General features: G+C 40.5%; 12 protein-coding genes. 7 read left to right on the top strand and 5 right to left on the bottom strand.

Annotation, left to right across the window (positions count from 1 at the left end):
* The first annotated feature begins 169 nt into the window (after positions 1-169).
* Positions 170-3,088: a prolyl oligopeptidase family serine peptidase gene (locus ABXG83_RS03755; protein WP_353550152.1), complete on the top strand. Its 2,919-nt coding sequence runs from the start codon at positions 170-172 to the stop codon at positions 3,086-3,088.
* A 98-nt stretch (positions 3,089-3,186) separates the two neighbouring features.
* On the opposite strand, the gene ABXG83_RS03750 is transcribed toward ABXG83_RS03755, so the two are convergent.
* The 3 genes from ABXG83_RS03750 to ABXG83_RS03740 all read right to left on the bottom strand — a co-directional run bounded on the left by ABXG83_RS03750 (position 3,187) and on the right by ABXG83_RS03740 (position 6,995).
* Positions 3,187-3,906 carry a hypothetical protein gene (locus ABXG83_RS03750; RefSeq protein ID WP_353550151.1) on the bottom strand — a complete coding sequence of 240 codons (720 nt, stop codon included), beginning with the start codon at positions 3,904-3,906 and terminating at the stop codon, positions 3,187-3,189.
* Between the two features lie 143 nt (positions 3,907-4,049).
* A complete protein-coding gene (locus tag ABXG83_RS03745; protein ID WP_353550150.1) occupies positions 4,050-5,528 on the bottom strand; it encodes a dihydrolipoamide acetyltransferase family protein in 1,479 nt (492 codons plus the stop codon).
* A gap of 210 nt (positions 5,529-5,738) precedes the next feature.
* The gene (locus ABXG83_RS03740; RefSeq protein ID WP_353550149.1) at positions 5,739-6,995 is read right to left on the bottom strand and encodes a competence/damage-inducible protein A; all 1,257 of its coding nucleotides are present in this window, start codon (positions 6,993-6,995) and stop codon (positions 5,739-5,741) included.
* A gap of 42 nt (positions 6,996-7,037) precedes the next feature.
* On the opposite strand from ABXG83_RS03740, the gene dacB reads away from it, so the two are divergent.
* Complete coding sequence (gene dacB / locus ABXG83_RS03735; protein WP_353550148.1) at positions 7,038-8,426, top strand: D-alanyl-D-alanine carboxypeptidase/D-alanyl-D-alanine-endopeptidase; 1,389 nt, start codon at positions 7,038-7,040, stop codon at positions 8,424-8,426.
* A gap of 51 nt (positions 8,427-8,477) precedes the next feature.
* Positions 8,478-8,906, top strand: a complete 429-nt coding sequence (locus ABXG83_RS03730) for a DUF6526 family protein (RefSeq protein ID WP_353550147.1) — start codon at positions 8,478-8,480, stop codon at positions 8,904-8,906.
* On the opposite strand, the gene ABXG83_RS03725 is transcribed toward ABXG83_RS03730, so the two are convergent.
* Complete coding sequence (locus tag ABXG83_RS03725; protein WP_353550146.1) at positions 8,903-9,316, bottom strand: thioesterase family protein; 414 nt, start codon at positions 9,314-9,316, stop codon at positions 8,903-8,905. The genes ABXG83_RS03730 and ABXG83_RS03725 overlap by 4 nt on opposite strands.
* A 161-nt stretch (positions 9,317-9,477) precedes the next feature.
* On the opposite strand from ABXG83_RS03725, the gene ABXG83_RS03720 reads away from it, so the two are divergent.
* The 4 genes from ABXG83_RS03720 to ABXG83_RS03705 are packed head-to-tail and all read left to right on the top strand — an operon-like array spanning position 9,478 to position 15,718.
* On the top strand, positions 9,478-12,519 hold the full coding sequence (locus tag ABXG83_RS03720) for a tetratricopeptide repeat protein (protein WP_353550145.1): 3,042 nt from the start codon (positions 9,478-9,480) through the stop codon (positions 12,517-12,519).
* A 10-nt stretch (positions 12,520-12,529) separates the two neighbouring features.
* Positions 12,530-14,272 carry a hypothetical protein gene (locus ABXG83_RS03715; protein ID WP_353550144.1) on the top strand — a complete coding sequence of 581 codons (1,743 nt, stop codon included), beginning with the start codon at positions 12,530-12,532 and terminating at the stop codon, positions 14,270-14,272.
* Between the two features lie 9 nt (positions 14,273-14,281).
* Positions 14,282-14,800 (top strand): hypothetical protein, encoded by a 519-nt coding sequence (locus ABXG83_RS03710; RefSeq protein ID WP_353550143.1) that lies wholly within the window; start codon positions 14,282-14,284, stop codon positions 14,798-14,800.
* A 12-nt stretch (positions 14,801-14,812) separates the two neighbouring features.
* Positions 14,813-15,718, top strand: coding sequence for a class I SAM-dependent methyltransferase (locus tag ABXG83_RS03705; RefSeq protein WP_353550142.1), 906 nt, complete (start codon positions 14,813-14,815; stop codon positions 15,716-15,718).
* 10 nt (positions 15,719-15,728) lie between these two features.
* On the opposite strand, the gene ABXG83_RS03700 is transcribed toward ABXG83_RS03705, so the two are convergent.
* Positions 15,729-16,526 carry a glutaminyl-peptide cyclotransferase gene (locus tag ABXG83_RS03700; RefSeq protein ID WP_353550141.1) on the bottom strand — a complete coding sequence of 266 codons (798 nt, stop codon included), beginning with the start codon at positions 16,524-16,526 and terminating at the stop codon, positions 15,729-15,731.
* Positions 16,527-16,570: the final 44 nt, after the last annotated feature.

Below are 16,570 nucleotides of genomic sequence, written 5' to 3'. Positions count from 1 at the left end.
ATTTGCATTCACAGGATATGAGGTGTTACCTGAATATTTCGATTTTTCGTTGCTAATGTAGGGCAAACATTCATAAATAATCACTATTCACCCATTGGTCATTTTATTATGTATTCTTTCAATACCTCAACATTGTTTGATTAACTTAGAAGCCACTAAAATTACCAATATGAGAAAACTAATACTCGCATTTTTGTTATTGCCGGGTATCTCTGTCCTTGCTCAAAAAAAACCGCTGGATCATTCTGTGTATGATAGTTGGGAGTCCATCGGTGAGCGAGTGATCAGTAACGATGGAAAATATGTCGCCTATGCCGTTACCCCACAGGAAGGCGATGGGGTTGTATATCTGCAAAGTACAACCGGTGATTATAAAGTGACCATTCCCCGCGGGTATAGTATTTCCATTAGCGAAGACAATCGTTTTTTGGTGTGCAGGATCCGACCATTCTATAAGGATACCCGCGATGCCAGGATCAAAAAACGTCGTCCGGATGAAATGCCGAAAGATAGTTTGGCATTCATTGAATTGGGTACAACAAACATCACCAAAGTTCCCAGGATCAAAAGTTATAAGATACCTGACGACTCCGGTATCTGGTTAGCTTATTTACTTGATAAGCCACTGCCTGAAACCAATAGACCGCAACAGCCCGATTCTGCAACAAGACTAAATAATATGCTGAAAATGGCGGATAGCTTGATGCGTGTTGCTGATAGCATTCGTAATAAAGCCAATGAAGCAAAAACCGCGGGCATGTCTGTTCTTCAAAACAGAAATGGAAGGAATTCTGTTCGTGCTAATACAGAACCTGTGGAAGAAGGTACGGTACTTGTTTTACGTAACCTTCATACCGGTGAGGAGCGCAGGTTTGAGTTGGTAAAAGATTATTTCTTCAATCGTAAAGGCAATGTATTACTGATAGAGACAACTCGCAAAAACAGCGATGATAGATCTCTGGCCACCGTTGTCAAAGTCAATCTGGATAATAATAGCACACGCACCATCTTCACTAAATTCAATGAAGCCAAAAGTTTCAGGATGGATGAGGATGGAAAGCAGGTTGCGTTTGTAGCAGAAAGAGACAGTAGCAGTAAGGCATTGCAGAAGTTCTTCAAACTTTATTATTACAAAGACGGAATGGATAGTGCGCGTTTGCTGGCTGACAATAAAACCAAGGGGTTACCTGCGAACTGGACCATCAGTGATAATGTAGGTAGTATTGTTTTCAGTAAATCCGGAAATCGTCTGATGCTTGGAACGTTACCGATATGGCCGGTACGTGATACGACTGTTCCTGAAATGGACAGAGTCAGCGTTGATGTATGGCATTATAATGATGATTATATACAGCCGGTACAATTAAGAAATCTCAATACAGAATTGAGAAGAAGTTACCTCGCTTATTTTGATCTGGATAAAAATGAGATCATTCAGCTCGGTAATGAAAAGCTACGCAATGTAATACCTACACAAGAAGGGGACGGATCTGTTTTTTATGGAGTTTCTGATTTTGGTAAAAGAGTCGCCACACAATGGCAAGGATTCAGTTTCAATGATGTATTCAGGATCAATCCATTGACAGGACAAACGCAGTTGGTGACCAAAGATCTGAAAGGAGGAAATTTACAACCTTCATATACAGGTAAATACCTGGTGTTCTTTGATGAGCGTAAGCAGAAATATTTTGCCTATAACAGTGTTACTGCGCAGGTCTATCAAATAGCCAAAGACATTAAAACAGCATTGGGTGATGAAGAAAATGATGTGCCGGATGATCCGAATGCTTACGGAGTTGTAAAATGGATGGAGGGCGATAAATCTGTTTTGATTTATGATCGTTATGATATCTGGCAAGTAGATCCGGAAGGAATCGCTGCTTCTGTTTGTCTGACAGCAGGCAGAAAGGATAAAACCATCATCAGATATGTCAATACAGATCCTGATGAGCGATTCATCAGTGCTTCACAAAGATTGCTGTTACGTTTATTTGATGAAAAAGATAAAAGTGCCGGACTGGCAACATTGGATCTCTCTGGTAAAACTTTCAATGTGCTGTTCAAAGAGAAAGTAGGTCTTGGTATATCTATTCAAAAAGCTAAGAATGCGGATGTATTAAGCTATACAAAGGAAACTTTCCAGCAATCTCCCAATGTATTTGTACATACAATGGGTGCACAAGCCAAACAACTCTCCAATAGTAACCCTCAACAAGCGGAGTACAATTGGGGAACTGCAGAGTTGTTCAAATGGAAAGCATATACCGGAAAAGAAGCAGAGGGTATCGTGTACAAACCCGAAGATTTTGATCCGAAGAAGAAGTACCCGATGATCGTTTATTTCTATGAGAGAAGTAGTCAGGGATTATATGGATATGTAGCTCCATCACCCACACCATCTCGACTGAATATTTCATTCTTTGTAAGTCGCGGGTATGTGGTGTTTGTACCTGATATCTGGTATAAAAAAGGATATCCGGGTCAGGGAGCTTATGATTATATCCTGAGTGGAACCAGGGCTGTGGTAAAACAAGGTTATGTTGATAGTACGAAACTAGGATTGCAAGGACAAAGCTGGGGTGGATATCAAATCGCACATTTGATCACCAGAACCAATTTATATGCTGCTGCATGGGCAGGTGCTCCTGTAGTGAATATGACGAGTGCTTATGGTGGTATCAGATGGGGAACCGGTTTGAACAGACAGTTTCAGTATGAGCAATCTCAAAGTCGTATCGGTGCAACTTTATGGGAGAAGCCTAACTTGTACATCGAAAATTCACCATTGTTCTATTTGCCAAAAGTGAAGACTCCTTTGGTGATCATGGCCAATGATGCAGATGATGCAGTGCCTTGGTATCAGGGAATTGAATACTATACTGCCATGCGCAGATTAGGTAAAAAAGTATGGATGCTGAATTATAATAATGAAGCACATAACCTGGTAGAACGTAAGAATCGAAAAGATATTCAAGTTCGCGAGCAACAATTCTTCGATCATTTCCTCAAAGGTGAAAAACCTTCCAAATGGATTGCAGAAGGTGTGCCTGCAACGATGAAAGGAAAAGATATGGGATTGGGATATTAGGAGAATGTCAGATCTCTGATTTGACATCGTTGAAAATAAAGCGGCGAACACTGTTTATGGTGTTCGCCATTTTATTTTCATTCCTTTCATCTGACAACTTAAGTCATCTGCGTAGAAATATATCTCACCAAGCTTCTTTTGGCGATGGGTAATAATGTTTCTTCCAAAGGCAGTGTTAATTCTGTTTCTACAGAGTATACGGCAGGGTTGGGGAGATCGGATCTGTTCCTGATCAGCTCAGCTTTGATATTTTGATAAGAGTTTACAATACTTCTCTGCCAAACATCTACAAATTCTGTTTTGATACTTCTATATTTTTCATCGTGTTTTTCGAAGATGCTGAGACGGTATTGATATACCCATGTATTTCTGCAAGCCCCTTCACATAAAAGAAAATAGCCTTCATTATGATCCAATGGGATCAAACCGATCGGCTCGATGGTTAATTTATTTTCCACGAATTCATAGATCTCTGTTCCACTGGTAATGGTTTTCTTCATGTTGGAAGAAGCATAGTTGATGATCTCTTCCAGTTCCTGCATCAGTTCATCATCTTCGACCATGGATTCATACAAGAGCTGTAATTTTTCGATCTGTAAACCGGTCAATCTTTTGGGAAACTGTTCCTGTAAGTATTGTTTGTTCTCTTTGAATGCGATCAGATTGTTATAATGGAAAATAATGTCCGCCAACTGCGGATACAATTTGTTCTGACAGAAGTAGCGATTGATTTCCTGTAAATAGGCGAGGAGGGTATATTTTTTTAATTCAAAATCAATATAACCATCCGCAAACCATGTTTGAGATAAGGTCTTCATACTGATCCGTTTTGTTTTCTGAATTTACTGATTCAAAAACAGATTTGTATGAGTTGTTTATTAACAGGATGTGAAAATGAAGGTGGTTAATAGACCATGGTCCATAGTCCATAGTCCATGGACCATGGTCTATGGACTATGGTCTACAAATATTGAAACCACTGACGTTCTGGATCCCACTTTTCGAACTCTTTGGCAACTTCTGTGAGGAAGCTGGCACCGATACTGCCATCTACGATGCGATGATCATAGCTTAAAGAGAGATACATCATGTGTCGGATACCAATTGTGTCGCCTTCTTTGGTTTCTATGACCATTGGGCGCTTTTTGATCGCACCTACGGCCAGGATAGCTACCTGTGGTTGTGAAATAATAGGGGTTCCCATCAGACTTCCGAAAGTACCTACATTGGTCAATGTAAAAGTACCACCGGTGGTATCATCAGGTTTGAGTTTATTGTTTCTTGCTGCATCAGCCAATCCATTTACTGCTTTACTTAAGCCTACAATGTTTAGCTGATTGGCACCTTTGATGACCGGAACGATCAGGTTACCGGAAGGTAGGGCAGTGGCCATACCAATATTGATATCTTTTCTAACAATGATCTTGTCTCCATCCACTGAACAATTGATCAATGGATATCTTTCAATCACACGAGCAATACACTCAATGAACATGGGTGTGAATGTAAGCTTGGTACCTTCTCTCTTCTCAAACTCATGCTTCACTCTTTCGCGCCACTGCACCATATGAGTTACATCTGCTTCTGCAAAGCTGGTTACGTGTGGACTGGTATGCTTACTGTCAACCATGTGCTTGGCGATCAGTTTACGCATTCTGTCCATTTCGATGATCTCTGTATTGCCATTCACAACAACGGCTGCAGGATCACTTAGTTTACCGGATGGGGTACCAACAGTAATCGTTTTGACTTCAGAAACAGGAGATGCTGAAGCAGTTGGTTTAGCACTCGTTTCAAATCGTGGTGAAGCCTGAACAGGAGCAACGGGGGCAGTAGGGGTAACTTCTTTAGTGCTAATCCCCGACTTCTTATTGGCTACATATTGTAGAATATCTTTCTTGCTAACCCTTCCATCGATACCTGTACCGGGAATTCTTTCCAATTCACTCAGGCTAATGCCTTCACTATTCGCAATATTCAATACCAATGGAGAATAGAAGCGATTAACCGCAGGCTTATCTAATAATTCTGTGGTGACAGCTGCAGGTACAAAAGGAATAGGTTCTTCAATCGGAGCTTCAACCGGAGTAGCGATGGGTTGAGGAGCGACTTCTTCTTTTGCAACACTAACCTGTTCAACAATTACTTCCTCTTTTGCGGGAGGAGCTGCTTCAGGAACAACAACAGCTGATCCATTAGCCGCAGTATTAATTCTGGCAATGACCGTACCGATAGGCACTACATCATTTACATTAAATAAAATTTCAGTTATCACGCCTTCCGCAGTGGAAGGTACTTCACTGTCAACCTTATCTGTGGCGATATCCAATACGGTTTCATCCTGTTTCACATGATCACCCACCTTTTTATTCCATTTCAGAATGGTGGCTTCCATGATACTTTCGCCCAATTTGGGCATCACCAGTTCAGCAATTGCCATACAGTTCGTAGTGTTTAAAATAATGATCGAAAAATCAGAAAACCCTTAACAATCTCTCCATGGTATCTCCCCGTAAAACTTACGCCTGTTTGTTTTCAGGGGGCAATATTAGTGAGAAAATAGACAATTTAAGGCTGAAAATCGAAAAATCTGTGGCTTCTTTATACACAGTATTTTCTAACCCAATATCCATAGGCTTTTCAGCGAAACTTACAGTTTTCCAAGAATGAGTTGCCTTAACAAATTCAATGCATTAATAGCGGTCAATTCTGTATTTCTGGATCGGTCAAATCGAAATTGAAAAAGTTGCGTGACTGTTTTTTCAGCCGATGCCGCAGCTACCCATACCATTCCTACCGGTTTTTGTTCTGTTCCGCCGCGAGGTCCCATGATACCGCTGACTGCAAGCGCATAATCTGTTTGCATGGTTGCACGAGCTGTTTCTGCCATCACTTTTACGGTCTCTTCACTCACGGCTCCTTGGGTCTCTAATACTTCATGTGGCACAGACAATAAACGCTCTTTTATTTCATTGGCATAACTGATAATGCTTCCCTGATAGTAAGCAGAAGAGCCATCATGTTTAGTGATGAGATGAGCAATATATCCACCCGTACAACTTTCGGCGGTTGTCATCGTTTGTTTTCGTTCTTTCAGTAATTTTCCAACAACCAGTTCCATCGGAATGTCGTCATCCGTAACTAAATATTTTTCAGTGCGTTGCAGTAGTTGTTGAAAATAAATATCGATCTCCTTTTGTAACACACTCGCATCTGTTCCTGTACCACTCAGTCGCAATCTTACCATGCCATAATTCGGTAGATAGGCGAGTTTGATATGACTTGGTAAAGCAGTTTCGATATCCTGTATCATTTCAGCCAAAAATGATTCCCCGATACCGGCTGTTAATAATGTCCGATGTCTGATAAAACCTGTGCTGAATCTTTTTTCGATCAGAGGAATGACATGTGCGGTCATGATCCATTTCATCTCATGCGGTACACCCGGCATTGCGATAAAGATCACCCCATCTTTTTCAAACAACATTCCAGGTGCGGTACCTCGCTCATTTTTCAAAACCTTACATACATCCGGTACTTCCGCTTGCTTTCTGTTGCGTTCGATCATTGGTCGCTTCAATATCCTTTCAAAAATATCGGTCACATGTGCCAGTGTAGCTTCATCCATGATCATCTTGCCGCCAAAATATTGACACAATAGCGGTTTGGTAATATCATCTGCTGTAGGACCTAGTCCGCCAGTGATCAATACTATCGATGCTTTTTTACTTTCTGTATCCAATGCATTCCAAATATCATCCCATACATCTCCAACGGCAACCCGATTTTTAACTAAAATGCCCGCTTTGTTTAATTCCTGTGCAATCCATGCGCTGTTGGTGTCAATAACCTGACCGATCAACAATTCATCACCGATCGTAATGATCGAGGCAAAAACTTTTTCCATACTTTACAGACGCTTAATTTTAATGCAAGTTAAAACGCATTTATGAGAAGACTTGTTTACTCGTGTATTTGTTTCTTGGGTTTGATGAATTCTTTGGCAGCCCAGCCTGTGAAAGAAAGGTTGAATAAGGCTTTTCAACAATTGCTCAATGATCCCCAGATGCGTTATGCTACAGTGGGGATGACGGTTGTGAACAGCGAATCCGGAACTACGCTATTTGAATACAATGGAAATGTCGGACTCGCCCCGGCGAGTTGTCAGAAACTGGTGACCAGTGCCACAGCCTTGGATCTATTAGGCATTGATTATCGATACAAAACCGAGCTTGGGTATAGTGGTGTGATCCGTGATGGAAAATTAACAGGCAACCTACATATCACAGGATATGGGGATCCGACATTGGGTAGCTGGAGATATGCCGGCACCAGCGATACAATGATCATTCAAGAATGGCGCAAAAAGATCCGCGATCTAAACATCAAAAAAATAGAGGGACAAATTTTTGTACATGCCGATCAGTGGGAGACAGCATCTGTACCCGGCGGCTGGCCTTGGGATGATATGGGGAATTATTACGGAGCCGGTTCATACGGACTTAACTGGAGAGAAAATCAATATGATCTTGTATTGAAATCAGGGCAAAATCCTGGTGATCAGGTCATGATCTCCAAAACGATTCCTGTATTACACAATATGTTCTTTACCAATGAACTCAAGGCAGGCAAAAAAGGAAGTGGTGATAATGCCTATATTTTCTCTGCCCCGTATAATGATCGCGTTTTTATTCGCGGAACCATCCCGCCAGCCCAAAAAGCATTTACTATTTCAGGTTCTATGACGAATCCTGCTATGGAACTGGGTTACACGCTTGCAGCCGCATTAACAAATGGCTCCGCTAAACAACCCGGTGTTAGAGAACAATCCGGTAAAACGGTGATCCTGCCCATCCATGTACAATATTCGCCTGTGCTTGACAGCATCAATTATTGGTTCATGCGTAAAAGTGTAAACCTGTATGGAGAAACATTGGTGAAAACATTGGCTTTTGAAAAAAATGGCAAGGGCGTAACAGAAGATGGATTGGAGATCATGAAGGAGTTCTGGAAAAATAAAGGTATCGAGCCCGCGTCGATGCGTATGATCGATGGGAGTGGACTGTCGCCACAAAATCGTGTGACCACCGGATCGTTGGTGAAAGTGTTGCAGTATGCCCGTTCAAGACCTTGGTTTACGCAGTATCTGTCTGCGTTCCCCGAGTATAATAAAATGAAATTGAAGAGCGGAACCATTGGCGGGTCAAAAGGATTCGCAGGATATCATACTTCCAGTGATGGTGTTACATACACGGTTGCCATCATTGTAAATAATTATGATGGCTCTGCGAACGAGATCGTAAAAAAAATGTTTTTGGTATTGGATGAATTGAAATGATCTATTTCATGCATTCGATATTGAGATAATATCAAAAAGAAAAACAGCTATATGAGTCAACAAAGCTTTACCAACCACACACGTTATGTACCATTATGGCATTATGTGACCGCTCCGGCCATATTCAGTCTACTGATCGGGTCATTTTACAATCTTAAAGATGCAAGTGATAGTAATCTCTATTCAGCCTCTTTGATCTGTTTGATCGCCGTGATACTTGTATTGGTTTTTTGGTATGTCCGCGCTTTTGCATTGAAAGCCCAGGATCGGGCGATTCGTGCTGAAGAACAGTTTCGCCACTTTATCTTAACGGGAAAGCCCCTGCCCAAAGAATTAAGGTTAAGACAGATCATTGCACTGCGTTTTGCTTCAGATGAAGAATTTCCGGCACTGGCAGCAAAAGCTGCGAACGAAAAGATGGGAAGCAAAGAGATCAAAGCTTCAATAAAACATTGGCGACCAGATTATAGCAGGGTTTAATTCATAAAATAAGGTAATAATTTTTCTCGAAGGGTTTCCGGCATGGAAGCCCTTTTTCCTGTCGCACTATCAATGAAGAACAAGGTTACCTTACCTGTCGTCAGAAGTTTTCCTTTCTCATTGTATACTTCATTGTAAAACGAAATGCTATGGTCTGTCGGGAGTTCTTTTAAGATCGTTTTGATCGTGATGAGGTCATCATAATGTGCAGGACGTAAGTAACGAACTTCCATTTCTACTACCGGCATGCGAATGCCCATTTCTTCCATCGTTTTATAAGTAAAACCCAATTCACGGATACATTCTGTTCTACCTACCTCAAAGTATTGTGCATAGTTGCCATAGTACACAATATCCATCTGATCCGTTTCTGCATACCTCACTCTTAAGTTTGTCACATGCGTGTACATAGTTATCCTGATTTGTTGACAAACTTACACCCTCTATCTGTTTTTCCACAAATGCATGTTAAGTCTTTCCTTACAAAACGCTAATACTACCTTTAAAACAGGGTTTTCGCTTTTCATTAAGAAAGAAACAAAAATCTTTGTTACCAAGCAGACCGAATATTATGAACAAATTCTTTTCTATATGCTTGCTTGCCGCAGGTTTTGCGGTTAGTACCCAAGTGAATGCACAGCTTAGCCAACAGTTACAGGATCCGGATGCTGAATTCAAACAGGCAAAGGAGTTATTTCAAAATGACCAATACGGATTGGCATATCCTGTGTTCAAAAAAATATATAGTCATGGTGCCGCAACCACCAATTTGTCTTTTACAGTACAGTTAGAGGCTCGCTATTACTATATTCTATGTGGATTGAAGCTCAATGATTCTACTGCTGCTCCCATGGCGGTTGATTTTGTTGAACTGGAGAATGATGTGCCTCATGTTCAAATGATGCGTTTTCATTTAGGGGAATATTATTATCGCAGAAAGATGTTACCTGAGGCTGTTGCCTGCTATGAAAAAGCCAATATCGCCAATTTGAGTAACCGTGAGATCGCTGATATGAAATTTCATCAGGCATACGGCTATTTCACCATGTTACAGTTCGATAAAGCCAGGCCTTTATTCAATGCCATACGTCAGATCCCTCAGGACCCTAATTATATCGATGCCAATTACTACTATGCATTTATCGCGTTCAATGATAAAAAGTATGATGATGCCATTGTGAGTTTTCAAATTGCAGAACAATCGAAGGATTATCAAAATGTCATTCCTTTTTATCTGACCGAGATCTATTATTTCAAAGGAGAAAGAAATAAAGCGCTTGAATATGGAGAAGCAGCTTTGAATAAAGGCGGACAATATTATGATCTGCAACTGAGACAGTTGGTTGGTCATTTGTATTTCGAAAAGCGTCAGTATGCAAAAGCGCTCCCATATATTGAAAAATACGTAGCGGGTACACCTAAAGTCAGAAGAGAAGACATGTACGAGTTGGCGTATTGTTATTATGAAGCCAAGAACTGGACAAAAGCCATTGAAGGATTAAAACAGTTGGGTGGAGGAGAAGATTCCTTGGCACAGAACAGTATGTACTTATTGGCAGATGCCTACCTGAAAACAAACGATAAGCAAAATGCAAGAAATGCTTTTCAATTTTGTGCGGACAATAACAGTAATGCCTTACAAAAAGAATTTTCTCTCTTCAATTACGCCAAGCTTTCTTATGATATGGGCTACATGGATGCTGCGCTGAAAGGGTTTCAGTCATTTACTTCGGCATATCCTGCTTCCACCATGTTACAGGAAGCGCGCGAATTATTAGTGAGCACTTTGGCCAATACCAGCAATTACAAAGATGGATTGGCATTGTATGAAAGTTTGCCGGTAAGGAGTGAGAATGCGATGAAAGTGTATCCCAGATTATTATATGGCCGATCTGTTGAATTGATCAATGATCAACAGATCAATCAGGCAGAGCCTTTGTTGAATCGATTATTAGAAGTGCCTTATAATAATAATCTGATCGCGCTCACACGTTTTTGGAAAGGGGAGATCGCTTATCGCAATGGTAACAATGAGGTCGCAATAGTTCAGTTCTCTGAATACATCAAAAATCCAATGACCAATGGTGAAGTGAATCTGGTGAATGCAAGGTACAGTTTAGGGTATGCGTTACTCAAAACAGAAAACTATCCTGCAGCAAAGGAGCAATTTGAGAATGTTGCTAAAAACATCACGATCAATTCTTCCAATATTGAAAAAGATGCATACCTGAGAGTTGCTGATTGTTATTTCATGAACAAAGAATTCAAGAAAGCTTTGGGCATGTATGATCAGGTATTGAATATGCAACTGAATACAGCAGATTATGCTTTGTATCAAAAAGCAGTGATCGCCGGAGCCATGAATCAAAATTCGGAAAAGCTGAAACTGTTACAAAGTCTGGAAAGCAGATTTCCTTCTTCATCCTATATCGCAGATGCTGCATTGGAGCAGGCCAATACCTATCTGGCCGATGAGAATTATGAGGCAGCATTAGCACCGCTCAATAAAATTTTGAAATCGGAAAAGGCGGCAAGTATTCATCCTGAAGCATACCTCAAATCAGGGATCGCTTATTTCAATTTAGATAAAAATGAAGAATCCCTGAATCAGTTTAAAACGCTGGTATCAGGGTATCCTAACTCAACAGAAACAGATGCAGCGGTAGAGTATATCAGAAACCTGTTCATTGAAAAACAGCAACCCGGTGAGTTTGTTTCATTCATGCGTTCCAATGGAAGACCTGTTACTTATAACGAAGAAGATTCTTTGACTTTTAAATCTGCCATGTTGCGATACGATGTAAAAGATATGTCAGGTGCTAAAAATGGGTTCAAAGATTATTTATCCAAATTCCCTGATGGCCGTTATGCCATCGAAGCCAACTATTTTTCAGCTGAGATCTTTGTAACTGAAAAACTCTTGAAAGAAGCTTTACCTTTTTATGCAGCAGTGGCAGAGAAAGGTGTGAGTTCTTTTGCTGAAAGAAGTGTATTGCAAGCAGCTCGTATTCATTATTTCGAGTTGAAAGATTATACCAATGCTGAAAAATATTTCAGTCAGTTAAAATCTATTGCTTCGCAGCAAGAAAATAAACTGGAAGCCATGCGCGGGTTATTGCGTTGTCAGTTCAAAGCCCAGAAATGGGTAGAAGCAGCCCCTAATGCAGAAGACTTATTGAAAGAAACCGGGATCGCTACCGATGATAAAATGATGGCCAATTTAGTTGTGGCAAAGAACTACCAGTTGAATAAGCAATCTGATCTGGCAATTGCTGCTTACAGACAGGTAATGCAAACCGGGAAATCTGAATATGGTGCAGAATCACAGTACCGGATTGCGGAGATACTATTTCAGCAGGATAAGTTAGCAGAAGCAGAGACTGCAGCTTTTGATGTGATCAAAAAATCAGGTTCCTATGAATTTTGGGTAACACGCAGTTATTTATTACTCGGAGATATATACTTCAAACAAAAAGACCTATTCAATGCGGAAGCAACTTTCAAGAGTATTGTGGATAATGCTACCATCATTGAATTAAAAGAGGAAGCGCAGCAAAAATTGAAGGTGGTATTGGAAGAGAAAAACAAAATCAATAAAGTAGAACAAGAATAAATTGGCATACATGAAGCGCATACTATATACATCTTGCTTAACATTCATTGCTCTTTGGATCGTAGGCAATGCGGATGCACAAAGGAGAAGAAGTACGAGAAAGAAAGTAACGGTTACAAAGAATCAGACCAAACCAGCAGTGGCAAATGAAACCCGCATGGATGCAGCTGCACTTGCTGATACCTCATCGCCAAGGGTCGTTACCATTACTTCGGCTTTTAAACCCTCACTTAAGAATGCTGCGAAAATCAATTTTACGGCAGCATCTACCTATGTGGATTCATCTCGTACACCGGTCACTTATGCAGTGCCTGCACAGAATTTATTTTTTTCTTATCAGCCGGTGCCGATCAAACCCCTAGCACTTCCGGTGGATACCGGATTTCATTGGCAAAATGATCACTCCATTCGTGCCGGATTGGGGAATTTCAATAGCTTCTTATTGGCCGGATCATTTTCTTTTGGAGATGGGAAAAAAAGCAACACCATCGTAAATGCAGACTATCTCTCCAATAAAGGTGACCTGTTTGCACAACAATATGCAAAGTTGGGATTGAGTGTTTTGTCTGTTTTTAATACCAATAACAATAATGAGTGGACGACCAAAGCTACTTATAAGAATACCACTCGTTATTTCTATGGCTTCGATAATACAGTGCCCAATTTCAAAAAAGAAGACCTGTTGCAGCGTTTTAATGAAGCAGGGATAGAGATCGGACTGAGGAATAAGAAAGCAAATGCTTTCAATATTACCTATGCTCCCAAACTCAGTTTGAAATATTTTGCTGATAATCGTCAGGGTAAAGAATACAATGCGATACTAGAAGCACCCTTGCGTAAGTCATTTGCAAATAAGTTTGCGATCGACTTGGGAATTGTAGCAGATATTGCTAGTACATCTGTTTCCATTGTTCCCAATACACTTAAGATCACGAACAATTTATTCTATGTGAGTCCATCGGTGCAGTTTCAGTCAAAAGCATTCAAAGTCAATGCAGGTATTCGGCCATCATGGGATAATGGGAAATTTGCCACCTTGCCCAATATTACAGCCGAAGCGAAAATCGGTGAAACAGGATTACTCGTAGAAGCGGGTTGGGTGGGATATTTTCAGAAGAATGGCTATCGCTCCTTAACAGATATCAATCCATGGATTTTACAACCCACCAGTCTTGTAAACACTAAAATCGGAGAACAATATGCAGGTATTCGCGGGGCAGCAGGTAACCATTTAACCTATCGCGCACGACTTTCATTTATGCGAACCAATAATCAACCACTGTTCCCAACTTCAAGGTCTTCTTTAGAAGGTAGGTTCTTTGATGTCTTTGTAGAGCCTGAGATGGATATCGTACAGTTACATGGTGAGATCGGTTATACTTTACAAGAGAAATTATCTTTAGTGGGTGGGCTGACGTATCGTCAATTCACGTCACTTCAAAAAGCGGAAAAAGCATGGGGATTATTGCCTTTGGAGGTAACAGGTGCTTTACGCTGGAAAATGTTCAAAGATTTGCAACTGAAAGCCGATATCTTTTTGTGGGATGGAAGCCATTACCGAAACGTAAATCAAACCACATTAAAGTTAGATCCTGCTGCTGATCTCAATATCGGTGCTGAATTCTCAGTGATGCCTAAATTGAATCTGTGGATACAACTGAACAATGTATTGAATAATAGATATCAACGCTGGAATCAATATGAAGTTCTGGGCTTGAATGTTTTGGGGGGAGTTGTATATTCGTTCCGGTAAATAGGCATCATGATACAACAGATACTGATCAAATACCTGATACAACATGGCCGATTGGGCATACCGGAGATCGGTATGTTTCAAGTTAAGCGTATTCCTGCTCAAGTCATCGCCGATGGCTCAGCGATCAAAGGTCCTGAATCTGTAATCACCTATCAATCCGAACCTGTTGCTGCGGATAAACATTTGTTTGAGTTTTTGTCCATGGAAACGTCCACTGATGAAGTCACAGTGATCGGACAATTCAATGAATGGACACAGGAATTAAAACATAAGATATTCAATCATCAAACTGTTGAATTACCCTTCATTGGTAAGCTTTTGTTAGATGAGGAGGGTAATATCTCACATATAGCTCCGGAATCAGCGATTGGATACAACACTGTCTCATTGCCGGAAGGAGTCGTATTTGATTCAACATTGACGGGAGAAAGGGAAGGAGCTGAGCAGTCTGATGCTTCCTGGTGGATCTATGCTATTATTTTATTTTTATTAGGTGCGGCTGCCATCGCCTATTATTATTTATAAAGTTTTGACCGCATGAGCGCAAGCCTCATTTATTATCAGGATTGTCCTTTTTGTCATAGTCAGGATATTCACCCTTTACTGGTCGCCAAAGATCATACAGTGAGTAAAGAAAACTTTGAGATATGGCATTGCGGTCAATGTACCAATCGATTCACACAATCCATTCCGGATCTACATCATATAGGACCTTATTATCATGCAGAAGCGTATGTCTCGCATACAGATACAAATAAAGGGTTGATCAATCAACTCTATCATTGGGTTCGTTCCTATACATTGGGTAATAAACGCAGGCTGATCAAAAGTATCAGTGGACTGCAAGCCGGAAGTTTGTTGGACATCGGTGCGGGTACCGGTGCTTTTGCGCATACGATGTCGGTCGCGGGATGGAATGTAACGGCCTTGGAACCGGATGCGGTTGCACGAGAGAATGCAGCCAATAAATATGGATTAAAACTTCAAGCTGCTGATGAGATCTATACCTTGCCGGAAAACGCTTTTGATGTGATCACTCTCTGGCATGTATTGGAACATGTACATGATATCCATGGATATTTCGAACGTTTTCGGAAATTATTAAAGCCTCATGGTAAATTGGTCATAGCAGTTCCTAATTATACCAGTAAAGATGCAACTGTGTATGGTCAACATTGGGCAGCATGGGATGTGCCCAGACATTTATATCATTTTTCACCTGCCGGTATGCAGCATTTGGCACACTTGAAAGGATTCAATGTAACGGAAATGTATCCGATGTGGTTTGATGCTTTTTATGTGTCCATGTTGAGTGAACAATACAAAACTGGTAGTTCTCAGCTTGTATCTGCCTTTTGGAATGGACTTAGATCTAATATTCGAGCACTGGGTGATAAGCGTAAGTGTAGTTCCGTGATCTATATCATGAGCCGCAACTCATAGTCGTATTACATTAATTCAGTTTGATCTCGTACAATGCTGGCCATCTTTTACCGGTAACATAAAAACTATTGTTCGCCGGGTTGAAGGCAATACCATTCAATACATCCGTGTTTTCAGTTATTGGCTGTCCGGTTTTCTGTAAGATAGAAGTGAGGTCAATTCGGCCTTCAACCAGACCTGTTTCAGGATTGATCTTCGCGATATAGTCTTTTAAATAAACATTGGCGTAAATAGTTCCATTCACAAATTCAAGTTCATTCAAATTAGATAGATAACCGTTGTTGTCATATACACCCAATGTTTTCTCAATGGCAAAGGTTTCAGGATTTACAAAGTAAATATTGCTATCACCTGTGCTGATCAGTAATTGTTTACCGTTATGCGAAATGCCCCATCCTTGTAAATTCCAATCAAACTCTTTGATCTTTTTGAAAGTGGCAAGATCATAGACAAAGACTTTATGGTCTTCCCAGGTTAGTTGATAAATTTTATCATTGAGGATGGTAATTCCTTCTCCAAAATATTCACTTGGAATATCTATTTTTTGTGTTGACTTTCCGGTTTCGATATCAATTTTCATTAATCGACTTTCTCCCTCAAGTCCTGTTCCTTCATACAAGGTATTGTTGAACCAGATCAATCCTTGTGTATAGGAGGTGACATCATGCGGATAGACCTTTACGATATTATATCCAATATTCGCCGGTGTAGGAATAGCAGCTGTTGTATTATCAGATGTTGATTCTTCTTTTGTGTCATTACAAGCCAGCATCAAAACCGGCAAAAGGAGCAGGGATATTTTTTTCATATCAATAGGTTCACTTCAAAAATAGAATAACAAACAATAGCAGT

It is taken from the genome of Sediminibacterium sp. KACHI17 (genome assembly GCF_040362915.1).
Taxonomy (GTDB): Bacteria; Bacteroidota; Bacteroidia; order Chitinophagales; family Chitinophagaceae; genus Sediminibacterium.
Note: the sequence above shows the minus strand (reverse complement) of the source record. Positions and strands in the feature narration are given on the sequence as shown.

Bases quoted from the DNA above. Each gene is read 5' to 3' on its own strand.
- ABXG83_RS03730 (WP_353550147.1), top strand. From the start codon at position 8,478: ATGAGTCAACAAAGCTTTACCAACCACACACGTTATGTACCATTATGG.
- ABXG83_RS03725 (WP_353550146.1), bottom strand. From the start codon at position 9,316: ATGTACACGCATGTGACAAACTTAAGAGTGAGGTATGCAGAAACGGAT.
- ABXG83_RS03710 (WP_353550143.1), top strand. From the start codon at position 14,282: ATGATACAACAGATACTGATCAAATACCTGATACAACATGGCCGATTG.
- ABXG83_RS03700 (WP_353550141.1), bottom strand. From the start codon at position 16,526: ATGAAAAAAATATCCCTGCTCCTTTTGCCGGTTTTGATGCTGGCTTGT.
- ABXG83_RS03705 (WP_353550142.1), top strand. From the start codon at position 14,813: ATGAGCGCAAGCCTCATTTATTATCAGGATTGTCCTTTTTGTCATAGT.
- ABXG83_RS03745 (WP_353550150.1), bottom strand. From the start codon at position 5,528: ATGGCAATTGCTGAACTGGTGATGCCCAAATTGGGCGAAAGTATCATG.
- ABXG83_RS03715 (WP_353550144.1), top strand. From the start codon at position 12,530: ATGAAGCGCATACTATATACATCTTGCTTAACATTCATTGCTCTTTGG.
- dacB (WP_353550148.1), top strand. From the start codon at position 7,038: ATGAGAAGACTTGTTTACTCGTGTATTTGTTTCTTGGGTTTGATGAAT.
- ABXG83_RS03755 (WP_353550152.1), top strand. From the start codon at position 170: ATGAGAAAACTAATACTCGCATTTTTGTTATTGCCGGGTATCTCTGTC.
- ABXG83_RS03720 (WP_353550145.1), top strand. From the start codon at position 9,478: ATGAACAAATTCTTTTCTATATGCTTGCTTGCCGCAGGTTTTGCGGTT.
- ABXG83_RS03740 (WP_353550149.1), bottom strand. From the start codon at position 6,995: ATGGAAAAAGTTTTTGCCTCGATCATTACGATCGGTGATGAATTGTTG.
- ABXG83_RS03750 (WP_353550151.1), bottom strand. From the start codon at position 3,906: ATGAAGACCTTATCTCAAACATGGTTTGCGGATGGTTATATTGATTTT.